The 9,566-nt window shown below is 63.2% G+C and carries 9 protein-coding genes and 1 pseudogene; 2 read left to right on the top strand and 8 right to left on the bottom strand.

What is annotated here, in order from left to right; all coding sequences use genetic code 11:
* Positions 1 to 960: 960 nt before the first annotated feature.
* Genes pyk through AC0IY0_RS19775 form a run of 4 tightly spaced genes read right to left on the bottom strand, consistent with a single transcriptional unit; the run spans position 961 to position 5,076 of the window.
* Positions 961 to 2,373: a pyruvate kinase gene (gene pyk, locus AC0IY0_RS19790; RefSeq protein ID WP_419828545.1), complete on the bottom strand. Its 1,413-nt coding sequence runs from the start codon at positions 2,371 to 2,373 to the stop codon at positions 961 to 963.
* Positions 2,374 to 2,425: 52 nt separating this feature from the next.
* Complete coding sequence (locus AC0IY0_RS19785; protein WP_419828308.1) at positions 2,426 to 2,599, bottom strand: hypothetical protein; 174 nt, start codon at positions 2,597 to 2,599, stop codon at positions 2,426 to 2,428.
* Positions 2,600 to 2,653: 54 nt separating this feature from the next.
* Positions 2,654 to 3,733 (bottom strand): tartrate dehydrogenase, encoded by a 1,080-nt coding sequence (locus tag AC0IY0_RS19780; protein ID WP_147939594.1) that lies wholly within the window; start codon positions 3,731 to 3,733, stop codon positions 2,654 to 2,656.
* 44 nt (positions 3,734 to 3,777) lie between these two features.
* Positions 3,778 to 5,076, bottom strand: a complete 1,299-nt coding sequence (locus AC0IY0_RS19775; protein WP_147939593.1) for an MFS transporter — start codon at positions 5,074 to 5,076, stop codon at positions 3,778 to 3,780.
* Between the two features lie 154 nt (positions 5,077 to 5,230).
* Between AC0IY0_RS19775 and AC0IY0_RS19770 the strand changes: the two genes are divergently transcribed.
* Positions 5,231 to 5,944 carry a GntR family transcriptional regulator gene (locus tag AC0IY0_RS19770; RefSeq protein ID WP_147939592.1) on the top strand — a complete coding sequence of 238 codons (714 nt, stop codon included), beginning with the start codon at positions 5,231 to 5,233 and terminating at the stop codon, positions 5,942 to 5,944.
* Between the two features lie 121 nt (positions 5,945 to 6,065).
* Here the strand turns inward: AC0IY0_RS19770 and AC0IY0_RS19765 are convergent.
* From AC0IY0_RS19765 to AC0IY0_RS19750, 4 genes and pseudogenes are all read right to left on the bottom strand, one after another.
* Positions 6,066 to 6,227 (bottom strand): annotated as a pseudogene (locus AC0IY0_RS19765) (winged helix-turn-helix domain-containing protein); the annotation flags it as partial.
* Positions 6,228 to 6,270: 43 nt separating this feature from the next.
* Positions 6,271 to 6,588 (bottom strand): hypothetical protein, encoded by a 318-nt coding sequence (locus AC0IY0_RS19760; protein WP_471765105.1) that lies wholly within the window; start codon positions 6,586 to 6,588, stop codon positions 6,271 to 6,273.
* Positions 6,588 to 6,902: a hypothetical protein gene (locus AC0IY0_RS19755; protein WP_471765099.1), complete on the bottom strand. Its 315-nt coding sequence runs from the start codon at positions 6,900 to 6,902 to the stop codon at positions 6,588 to 6,590. The genes AC0IY0_RS19760 and AC0IY0_RS19755 overlap by 1 nt, the downstream gene beginning before the upstream one ends.
* A gap of 239 nt (positions 6,903 to 7,141) precedes the next feature.
* On the bottom strand, positions 7,142 to 7,786 hold the full coding sequence (locus AC0IY0_RS19750) for a recombinase family protein (protein ID WP_447671813.1): 645 nt from the start codon (positions 7,784 to 7,786) through the stop codon (positions 7,142 to 7,144).
* A 500-nt stretch (positions 7,787 to 8,286) separates the two neighbouring features.
* Here AC0IY0_RS19750 and AC0IY0_RS19745 point away from each other — a divergent pair, with 500 nt between their 5' ends.
* Complete coding sequence (locus AC0IY0_RS19745; RefSeq protein ID WP_471765098.1) at positions 8,287 to 9,540, top strand: FAD-dependent oxidoreductase; 1,254 nt, start codon at positions 8,287 to 8,289, stop codon at positions 9,538 to 9,540.
* The last annotated feature ends 26 nt before the right edge of the window (positions 9,541 to 9,566 follow it).

Here is a 9,566-nt window from a genome sequence, read left to right as displayed (position 1 = left end):
ATCGGGGAGAAGCAGTCTGGCCATGCCAAACCAACGCTGAAAACCAAGCTCGGTGCCGTTCTGTTAGGCGTTCTTAGTTCTGAATGAGGACGGCGCATCAGGCGCCGTCCTACCTATTCCCGCGCGACGACGGGCCGCCCGAAGCTCACATGATTGTGCCCGGCCCGACAGGGTCACCGGGCATGATATCGGGTCCAGCAGGATCGCCGGGGACAGGGTCAGGCGGCGGCTGCGGCGACGGAGGATCACCCGGCGTTGGGTCGGTCGGAGGCGGTTCGCCGGGGTATGGGAGATCAGGGCCGCCGGGGTCGGGAATACCTGGGTTGGCCATGCCTTTTGTCCTCTTGGCGCTGGGCCGCGATCGAGGCCGCCATCACGCAAATCGGGAAATGGTGTCGAACGGTCTTGGTTGCATTTGGAAAGCGCTCGACCATCGCGACGAGCGCGCCTTTAGGAAATTCGCGAAGGTCGCCCGACCCCGATCCCGCAAGCCTTGATCCTGTTCCGCTGATTGGCAGATACGTCGATGCGCTGATGATGCTCCAAGCGCGCTAAGAAGCCCGCTCGCAGCCATCGCCAGTGTGTCGGCTTCCCCTATCGTCGAAGGTCTCGATCGCCACCCTAAGCGCTCCAATTTCGCGAGGCATCGCACCGCGGCCGCGGTTGATCTTCCTCGTGAAGCGGACGTGGAAGATCTCAACGAACAGGCGCAGTCCGAGAGCAGCGCGCCGAACAAGGTGTGGATCAGCGTCGAAGCGCCACCCCTTCCGCAAATGGGCTGAAGTTATTCGATCAAACTCGAATTGCATCACAAGGTGCGGTCGCGATCGGCGCAGATTATCACCCTACCTTAATCTCAGTTCTTGTAATTTTGACTGAGATTTAGCTGCATCTATGCCGGGGTCACGCTTCGGGCGCCGATCCACCGTCATGCATGGGGCTGGATTTGCAGGGCCTGCTTCAGACCTGCATCAGGCGGATGTTGTTGGTGGTGCCGCTGACGTGGAACGGGATGCCTGCGGTGACGACGATGATGTCGTTCGCCTTGGCGAACCCCTCGTCCTGAGCGTGGTGACACGCCTTCGTCGTCATCTCCTCGTAGGAGTCCACATCGCCCGTGTGCACGCTGTGGGCGCCCCACAGCAGGCATAGACGCCGCGAGGTCGCGAGGCTCGGGGTCAGCGCCAGGATCGGCGGTTCGGGGCGCTTGCGCGCCACACGCGCCGCGGTGGTGCCGCTCGCCGTATAAGCCACGATCGCCTTGGCGTGCACGGCCTCGGCGAGCGTCGCGGTCGCGGTGGCCACCGCGTGCGGCGGCGTCTCCTCCTCGCCGGGATCGGTGGCCGCCATGATCGAGTGGTAGAGCTTGTGCCCCTCCACGCTGCGGATGATCCGGTCCATCATCGACACGGCCTCGACCGGGTAGCTCCCCGTGGCCGACTCCGCCGAGAGCATCACGGCGTCCGCCCCGTCGTAGATCGCGGTCGCCACGTCCGAAGCTTCCGCTCGCGTCGGCGCAGGGGCATTGACCATCGAGTCCAGCATCTGCGTGGCCACGATCACCGGCTTCACCGCAAGCCGACAGGCGCGGATCAACTCCTTCTGACGGCCCGGCACGTCCTCGTGGGGGATCTCGACGCCGAGATCACCGCGGGCGACCATGACGGCGTCGGAGAGCCGGATGATGTCGTCGATCCGCTCCAGCGCCTGCGGCTTCTCGATCTTCGACATTATCCCGGCCCGATCGCCGATCAGGCCGCGCGCCTCAATTACATCCGAGGGCTTCTGCACGAAGGATAGGGCGACCCAGTCAATGCCGAGGTCCAGCCCGAAGGCGAGGTCCGCGCGATCCTTGGCCGTCAGCGGCGAGAGATCGAGCAGGGTGCCGGGCAGGTTGACGCCCTTGCGGTTCGAGATCACCCCGCCCGTGACGACCTCAGCGGTGATGGTGGCAGTCTCCAGCCCGACGACGCGCACGCGCACCCGCCCGTCGTCGATGAGAAGCTCCTGGCCCGGCACGAGGGCGGCGAAGATCTCCGGGTGGTGGAGCGGGATCGCCTGCTTGTCGCCATCCGCTCCCTTCAGCACGAAGCGGACGCTCTCGCCCACCGTCAGGTCGAGGCGACCGTCCTTGACCGTACCCACGCGGATCTTCGGTCCTTGTAGATCCTGAAGAATGCCAATTGGCCGACCGACTTCCTTCTCCAGGGCGCGGATCGCGGCGTGGACCTTGGCATGGTCATCCTGGGTGCCGTGGCTGAAGTTCAGCCGGAAGGTATCGACACCTGCCAGGAATAGGGACTTCAGCCGGTCGGGAGCGGAACTGGCCGGACCCACAGTAGCGACGATCTTGGCGTGGCGGTGACGGCGCATGGGCAGTTCGGCCAAGAACGGCCGCCTCTGTTCCGGGGGGCGTATCAGGCGATCAGGAGCGAGCGAAAGTAGTTGACGCTGAGCCCGGAGACCTCACCCACTGAGCGGCATCGATGGCTTTCGCCATCGATGCCGCAGATTTTCCGGCTCGACCGACAACCATACGATCATCCGACATCTCCGGGAGATGTCGGATGAGGCAAACGGAGGGATCGGCCGCCGCCACGGCGGCTGCAAACAGCCGCCGGAGAAAATCGCCGGGTTCGGTGACGATCCGGTTCTACTCGTTGTCGCCCTTCACGGCGGCGATCACCGCGTCCGTGACCTGACGGGTGGTGGCCGTGCCGCCGAGATCGGGTGTGTGCAGGCTCGGATCAGCAGTGACGCGTTCAACCGCGCGCATCAGCCGTTCGGCCGCGGGCTTCTCGCCGAGGTGTTCCAGCATCTGGCATGCGGTCCAGAAGGTCGCGATCGGGTTGGCGATGCCCTTGCCGGTGATGTCGAAGGCCGAGCCGTGGATCGGCTCGAACATAGACGGGAACGTGCGCTCGGGATTGATGTTGGCGGTGGGCGCGATGCCAAGCGATCCCGCCAGAGCCGCCGCGAGATCCGACAGGATGTCGGCGTGCAGGTTCGTCGCCACGATCGTATCGAGAGTCTGGGGCTTCATCGTCATGCGCATGGTCATCGCATCGACCAACATCTTGTCCCAGGTCACGTCCGGGAAGTCGGCAGCAACCTCGGCGGCTATCTCATCCCACATCACCATGGCGTGGCGCTGCGCGTTCGACTTGGTCACGACCGTGAGTAGCTTGCGCGGGCGAGACTGGGCGAGCTTGAACGCGTAGCGGATGATGCGATCGACGCCCGAGCGGGTCATCATAGACACGTCGGTGGCGACCTCGTTCGGGTGACCCTGGTGAACGCGTCCGCCGACGCCCGCGTACTCGCCCTCGGAGTTCTCACGGACGATCACCCAGTCGAGTTCCGGCCCGGTGACGTGGCGCAGGGGGCTGGTAATGCCCGGCAGGATGCGGGTCGGTCGGACGTTGGCGTACTGGTCGAACGGTTGGCAGATGGCCAACCGCAGACCCCACAAGGTGATGTGGTCGGGTACGTCCGGCGCGCCGACTGCGCCGAAGAAGATCGCGTCGTGGTTACGGATCTGCTCGCGTCCATCCGCAGGCATCATAACACCGTGCTTCTTGTAGTAGTCCGAGCCCCAGTCGAAGTGATCGAACTTGAACTTGAACGTTCCGTTCTTCTCGGCCAGGGCATCGAGTACCTCGATGCCTGCCGCGATCACCTCAATGCCGATGCCGTCCGCGGGAATGGCGGCGATGTTGTAGGTCTGTGTCATGACGGGTCTCCGTGAGTTTGAGAGGGTCTAGGAACGGGGAAGGTTCAGCGGGCGACGGCGCCCGTGGGTTCGGCACGCCGCCCCGCGCGAGCAACTAGGAGGGTGACGACGGCGGAGAGGACGAGCAGCCCGGCGACGAAGATCAGGCCGCCCGTGAAGCTGCCGGTCCGATCCTTGATCCATCCGATCGCCCAGGGGCCGACGAAGCCGCCGAGGTTGCCGATCGAGTTGATCGTGGCGATGCCCACCGCCGCGGCCGAACCAGACAGGAACATCGTCGGCATGGCCCAGAGCGGTGGCTTGGCCGAACTGATGCCGATGTTGACGAGGGTGAGGGCCGCGACGACCGCAATGGTCGAGGATGCTCCCCCGGCCAGCATCAGACCCGCTGCCGCGACGAGGCAAGCGATGACCACGTGCCACGTGCGCTCGCGTGTCTTGTCGGAGTGCCGCGCCCACAGGATCATGGCGATAATCGCGATGGTTGGCGGAACGCCGTTGAGGAAGCCGACCGCCATCGTGGACAAGCCGAAGCTCTTGATGATCTGCGGCGCCCAGATGCCGAGCGTGTACAGACCGGCCGAGGTGCCGAAGTAGATCAGCGCGAGCGCCAGGACGCGGGGGTCGCACATACCCGCTACGATCCCGTGCTTGGCGACCACCTTCTTGCGCGCATGTTCCTCGTTCATCTCGGAGACCAGCCACGTGCGCTGATCGTCCGGGAGCCACTTCGCCTTCTCGGGCCGGTCGGTCATGTAGAAAAGCACGATCACGCCGAGGATGACGGCCGGAACGGCCTCGATGATGAACATCCACTGCCAACCGTGCAGACCGAGGATGCCCTCCATCTCTAGTAGCGCGCTCGACAGCGGCGAGCCGAGCACAACTGAGATCGGTGCTGCGGCCATGAACAGGGAAACGACGCCCGCCCTGTAGCGGATCGGGAACCAGTAGCTCAAGTAAAGGATGATTCCGGGGAAGAAGCCCGCCTCCGCCGCGCCGAGCAGGAACCGGAGGGTGTAGAAGCTGTACTCGCCCTGCACGAAGGCAAACGCAAACGAGATGATCCCCCAAGTGATCATCACGCGGGCAATCCAGAGCCGCGCACCGACCTTGTCGAGGACCATGTTCGAGGGAACCTCGAACAGGAAATAACCGAAGAAAAATATCCCTGCTCCAAAGCCGAATACGGCTGACGTGAAGCCGAGATCCTTGTTCATCGTCAGTGCGGCGAACCCGATGTTCACTCGATCGATGAAGGCGATGAAGTAGAGCAGGCAGATGAAGGGGACCAAGCGCCATGAGACCCGGCGCATGGTCGCCTTTTCAAGCGACGCGTCCATCGTTTCCTCCTGCCGCCGGGTTGCTCCGTTGATCCTGGAGCGCCATCTTCCATGCAAGCTAGAATACGGTTAGGAGCGTCAGGTATCGGTGTCAATCCCTGTTCCTCAGCAGGCATGGAAGATGATAGGCATGCTGCGACGGGGGAGGCGAAGAATGGCGCGAGCGCGAGCCGAAGTACGGCCAGACACGGAAGAGACCGAGAAAAAGACCTCGCTCGTCGATGACGCCTATGCTGCCATGCGTGCTGCGATACGCGATGCCAGCTTCGCGCCGGGCTACCAAGCGTCAGAGCAGGAAATCGCGTTGCGATTGGGCATGAGCCGCACCCCCGTGCACGAGGCCGCGATCCGCCTGCAAGAGGACGGTCTGGTGCGTGTGCTGCCGCGCAAGGGCATTCTGATCCTGGCGCTCGCGCCAGATGATGTGCGCGAGATCTACGACGTACTCATCGGCATCGAAGGACGTGCGGCAGAACTTGTTGCTGCGCTGCCGGTGGTCGAGCGGCTTGCCGCCGTGCGTGTCCTCGATGTCCACACGGACGCCATGGAGGGCGCGCACAAGAGTGGGGACTTGCCAGCGTGGGGCGAGGCGGACGGAGCGTTTCACGCGGCGCTGATCGAGCACGCGCGCAACGGCCGGATAAGCCGGATCATCCAGGCGGTGAACGACCAGTCCCACCGCGCCCGAATGCTAACGCTCAACCTCCGCAGGGGGCTTGATGCCTCGATCATTGAGCACCGCAAGCTGGTTGTGGCCATTCGCGCAGGCAAACCCGTCGAAGCGCTGGAGGCCGCACGCCTGCACCGTATCCGCGCACGGGACGAGCTACTGCCGATCCTGAAGAATTACGGACTGAAGCACCTTTGAGGACGATACCGGCGAACCGGAAAGCGTGACGATTCTCGGTCAGTGGGGAGAAATCCCGGAGACTTCGCCGAGAGCCTGCCGGGATAATCTCGGTCTCAGTGCCGAAGGGGATGGATCAACTCTACAGGACTCGCATCGCGGGTGCGTCTTCGCGCAGGACATACCCGCGGCCCCAGACGGTCTCGATGTAGTTCTTGCCCTGGCTGGCGTTGGCGAGCTTCTCCCGCAGCTTGCAGAAGAACACGTCCATGATCATCAACTCGGTCTCGTTCATGCGACCGTGAAAACTACGCGGCCAAAAGCGATCGCGAACAAGAGCGTTGCGCTCACCATCCTTGTGCTGCCAGCCAGTCGTCGAACGCCTTCTGGTCGGTCTCGTACTCGAAGTCGAAGTACACCCGGTCGAGGCGGGCATGACGCACGCGTTCGACAATGAGCCGACGCCATTTGCCCCTGGCGTCGGCTTCACACCACTGCGCGGCGTATTGGTGGCGATCGTTCTGTGACCGGGAATTTAGGTCCAGTACCATCGCTGTAGAGGCGGCGGTGGCGAAGTTGTTACGCGCGATCATCGCCTTGAAGTGAGGATCAGAACGTAAGCGGGCGATCATGCGCCGGATGCTCTCGATATTTCGAATAGCCATCACGAGCACCGCGCATCGATCGAACGACGTGACAGTAGATCGACGACGTGAAGATCGCGGAGGATTTCAGCATCATATGCCTGCACGCGGTCGCGAAGTTCTCCGGTGAGAAGTGTACCGGCCTCGGCCAGCCGCATGCGGATCCGCTGGATTGTCCGCGGCGAAACCCTCGCCATCGCCCCATCACGCCGGGTATAATCATGGAGATATCCGGGACCGCGGTTGCACCAGGATCGCGAGAATTGCTCGTGTGACGAAGCCAAACCTACTGACTTCATATCATCGAATAGACGTAATAGTTGAAAACCGTACATGGAAATTTCCTTGGGTGGGATCTCGGAGATATCCCTCCATGTACTTATACATGAGCGCCGATCACGACGATCAAATATCCGTCCAATACGATGGACCGGAGCGTTTTAGACCAACAAATGACGGCACCGGTACATCGTAGAAGCTGATAACGGCCACGCCCGATCCGAAGACGAACCGAACGACCACGCCGTGAGAGGTTCAAGCGGCATCTTCCATTAGGCCGGACAGCGGGAACGCATCAGGCGGTTCCTCGATCTTCTTGAACTCCAAGATCTCGCTCACGCTTAGCGATCTTGGCAACGGTAGCCCGGCTGCATCCGGTCGCGGCTTGAATTTCCGACCAAGACATCTTCTTCTTCAGCATCATAGCGATGCTGGAGTTGCGCTTCGCGTCTTCGGCGCGGCCCTTGTAGCGGCCCTCAGCCTTCGCCTTAGCTTGTCCTTGAGCTTGACGCCGTCGCCGGTCCTCGAAGTCCTTCCGGGAGATCGCCGCCAACATATCGAGAAGCATGGCGTTGATGGCGGCGAACATGCGGGTGGTGAACTCGTCCGTGTTCTGGGAAATCATCGACCAGGATGTCGGAAGGTCGAGCGCTACCACCCGCACGTGTCGGTTCGAGATCTCGACCTTCAAAGTCTCCCAGTCGTCGGCGGTGAGACGCGACAGCCGGTCCACCTGCTCAATTAGTAATACGTCGCCGGGATGCGCATCTCGCAACAGGCGGAAGAGTTCGGGCCGGGCGAGCTTCGCGCCCGACTCGTTCTCGACATACCATGCGGCAATGCGCAGGCCACGTTCGTGGGCGAAACCTTCGAGAGCACCGCGGGCACGCTCGGCATCCTGGTGGACGGCTGACGCGCGCATGTAGGCCCGGACGTGCATCTACCATCCATCAGTTCACTTAGGATGGTTCAATGATGACCGGTTCAATTTGAATGGTCAAGTTGATGATTTCTAGCCGTCGCCCGGCTGGTTCAGGAGCGGCATACGAAATAAGACCTGCACGCCATGCAGGAACGCGACGGAGCAGCCAGGATGCCGTCACGTCGCCGATCCAGCTTAACCATTCGCTAACCATGTTCCGAGATATTTCAACCGAAGGTTGAGGGGGATACGGGCGAATGGTTGTGGTTGTTGGATGCTGCGCCTGCCTCGTCGCGACCGCGCTTGTGGCGATGGTGAATTTCGCTGAGACCGGTGTTCCGCACCTCGAATGGGACAATGCGGGGCAGGGCACCGATATCTGAGTGGCGGGAGGCCGGGGCGCATCCCACAAGCAATCATTTCTGGCTGTGGGATCGGGCAGTTGCCGAACCGTATGACCGGAAGTAATCTCGGCGGCGTCGCGAAAAACGACCGCCCGGCCTAGGGCTGTCGAATACATGTCATCCGCGCGCCTCGCGCGGGTCGGCCAGCGTCTCCAAAGCAACCGCCCGACGACCTCGGGCAACCGTGGTGATCGGCACGCAGAGGTGCTGATCGCATACGGTCGCAGGAGCGCACCCATGCGACAGTCGATCATAATCCTCGGCGCGGGCCTCGGCGGCCTCGTGCTGGCCCGCGTCCTCCATCTCCACGGGATCACGGCGGCGATCTACGAAGCCGAACCATCGGTCGATGCGAGAGCCCAGGGCGGCCTGCTCGACATCCACGAGCACACCGGACAGATCGCCTTGAGGGCTGCGGGTCTCCACGACGACTTCCTCCGCCTTGTGCGCCCTGGCGAAAACGCCAAGCGCGTCGTCGATCAGGGCGGCGATATCCTGTTCGACCTGCCCGGCGACCTCGTGGGTCATCGGCCCGAAGTCGATCGCGGTGACCTGCGGCGGATGCTGATCACCTCGTTCCCCGCGGAGACGATCCGCTGGGGCCACATGGCGATCACGGTCACCGCGTGCGGGAATGGGCGGCATGCGGTCGCCTTCACGAACGGCGCGACGATCACAGCCGACCTGCTCGTGGGCGCGGACGGGGCGTGGTCGAAGGTTCGTCCCCTGCTCTCGTGGGAGAGGCCCGCCTACGCGGGTGTCTCGTTCGTCGAGACGACCGTCCGCGACGGCGACACGCGCCTCAAGGCCAGCGCGGACGCGATCGGCGGTGGCACGCTCATGGCCGTGGCACCGGGCCAGGGCATCCTAGCTCACAGGCATGCAGATGGACGGCTGCACACCTACACAGCACCGAACAGGCCGGAGTCTTGGTTCGATGCCATGGACTTCTGTAACGTGGAGGCTGCCCTGGCCCACGTTGCGGCGGAGTTCGTGGGGTGGGCGCCGCACCTGACGGCCCTCATTACGACCCACGACGCCAATCCCATCCTTCGTCCCATCCACGCGCTTCCAGTCGGCCACCGCTGGGACCGTGTGCCCGGCCTGACCGTGCTGGGTGACGCGGCGCACCTGATGTCGCCGTTCGCGGGCGAGGGGGCGAACCTTGCCCTCTACGACGGTGCGGAACTCGCCAAGGCGATCGTTGAAGCACCCGACGACATCGGAACGGCGCTCGCCGCATACGAGTACGACCTGTTCCCCCGCAGCGCCCGGATCGCCGATGCGTCTGCGCAGAACCTCATGCAGTTCTTCGGCGCTGGCGCACCTCACAGCATGGTCGCGATGCTCGCTCCCATGCTTCCGTGAGCGTCCACTACGAGTCGGATGCAGTG

The organism is Methylobacterium sp. AC315 (assembly GCF_979253755.1).
Note: the sequence above shows the minus strand (reverse complement) of the source record. Positions and strands in the feature narration are given on the sequence as shown.

Excerpts from the sequence above, each read along its gene's own strand:
- AC0IY0_RS19770 (WP_147939592.1), top strand. The coding sequence starts at position 5,231 with ATGGCGCGAGCGCGAGCCGAAGTACGGCCAGACACGGAAGAGACCGAG.
- pyk (WP_419828545.1), bottom strand. The coding sequence starts at position 2,373 with ATGCGCCGTCACCGCCACGCCAAGATCGTCGCTACTGTGGGTCCGGCC.
- AC0IY0_RS19750 (WP_447671813.1), bottom strand. The coding sequence starts at position 7,786 with ATGCACGTCCGGGCCTACATGCGCGCGTCAGCCGTCCACCAGGATGCC.
- AC0IY0_RS19775 (WP_147939593.1), bottom strand. The coding sequence starts at position 5,076 with ATGGACGCGTCGCTTGAAAAGGCGACCATGCGCCGGGTCTCATGGCGC.
- AC0IY0_RS19760 (WP_471765105.1), bottom strand. The coding sequence starts at position 6,588 with ATGGCTATTCGAAATATCGAGAGCATCCGGCGCATGATCGCCCGCTTA.
- AC0IY0_RS19745 (WP_471765098.1), top strand. The coding sequence starts at position 8,287 with ATGTCATCCGCGCGCCTCGCGCGGGTCGGCCAGCGTCTCCAAAGCAAC.
- AC0IY0_RS19755 (WP_471765099.1), bottom strand. The coding sequence starts at position 6,902 with ATGTACGGTTTTCAACTATTACGTCTATTCGATGATATGAAGTCAGTA.
- AC0IY0_RS19780 (WP_147939594.1), bottom strand. The coding sequence starts at position 3,733 with ATGACACAGACCTACAACATCGCCGCCATTCCCGCGGACGGCATCGGC.